A 1,380-nucleotide genomic window follows, 5' to 3' on the forward strand; every position below is an offset into this window, starting at 1 on the left:
CATATATGGACCCATCCGGTTTGCAAGACATTCGATATCAATTTTGAGAAGAGTTCATTGCACCCATATATTCGGCCTCTTATTGAGGGATTCCTCTGGCCCTGATGGATATTTGCTTCTACTGTCCTTATCATCCCTGCGGCTTCATCAGAGCCTGTGTTTTCGTAAGGTTTTTAGTAGATCAGTCTGACTGTCTCATCATCAAATCAAGTGTCTTAGCAACTTGCTGGTTGGTTAATCGTTAACATAATAAGTACATTTGATGTTGTTACATAGCGAGCCGAAACTCTTCTTCACGTGCCGCGATAACCCATGACATTCTGGCGAGCTTATTCGCGACGGCCACACACGCACGATTGAAACCTCGGCGTTCCGCTAGCTGGATAGCCCAACAACTCAACTTATCCGACTTACTCCCACTGTGCCGCAACACCGCTCTGGCGCCGTGGATGAACAGCGTACGTAAATAGGCGTTTCCCCGCTTACTTATCCCGAGGAGGTTATCTTTCCCGCCACTGCTGTGCTGCTTAGGTACTAAGCCACACCAAGCTGAAAAATGTCGGCCATTGCTAAAGTCTTTGCCGTCACCCACTGCAGCATAAATCGCCGTAGCGGTGACAGGCCCAACACCAGGAATAGTCTGTAATCGCTGACAAATCACATTGTTTTGAGTTTCGTTTAGTACTTGGGTATCACAACTCTTAAGCCGTTTTTCAATGTCGATAACCTCATCATATAACTGATAAAATATGGCTCTACCCTTGGTGGTCAATGTATTGGCTTCATCGATCAAAATATCAGGTAGCTGGGCTTTAAAAGCCGATTTACTTTTGGTCATCACAATGCCGTATTCCGCTAGCATCCCTCTGACTTGATTGATTAAGGCTGTTGATTGTTTAGTTAATCGTTCCCGCATACGGTGGAGCAGTTGCACATCTTGCTGCTCGACGCTTTTGGGTTTTACAAACCGCATGTTGGGCCGCTGCGCAGCCTCCGCAATGGCTAGTGCATCGTTGTAGTCATTTTTATTACCTTGCCTAAAAGGAACCACATACTGCGGGGCAATTAACTTAACTACGTGCCCAAATTGCTCAAATTCTCTGGCCCAATAACTCGCGCCGCCACACGCCTCCATAACGATAAGGCAAGGCTCAATTTTCGCGACAAAGGGCAGCAAGTCTTTGCGTCTAAGCATTTTCTTTTTGATTAACTTGCCTGCTTTATCGACACCAACAGCATGAAAAACAGACTTTGCGATATCTAAACCGATTGTAGTAATCTTCATAGGTGGACCCGTCCTCTTTCTGATGAGTTTTAGCGACTACATCGTGGCCCATTGCGAGGCCGATTAAAAGTGGATGGGTCCATTCCATTATCCCT

General features: G+C 46.1%; 1 protein-coding gene. It reads right to left on the bottom strand.

Features of this window, described 5'->3' with window-relative positions:
• Window positions 1-268: 268 nt before the first annotated feature.
• Window positions 269-1,285, bottom strand: a complete 1,017-nt coding sequence (locus tag L5M28_RS23885; RefSeq protein ID WP_263204536.1) for an IS110-like element ISSpu22 family transposase — start codon at window positions 1,283-1,285, stop codon at window positions 269-271.
• Window positions 1,286-1,380 lie beyond the last annotated feature (95 nt).

This window comes from Shewanella sp. SW32, from assembly GCF_025653365.1.
Classification (GTDB): domain Bacteria; phylum Pseudomonadota; class Gammaproteobacteria; order Enterobacterales; family Shewanellaceae; genus Shewanella; species Shewanella oncorhynchi.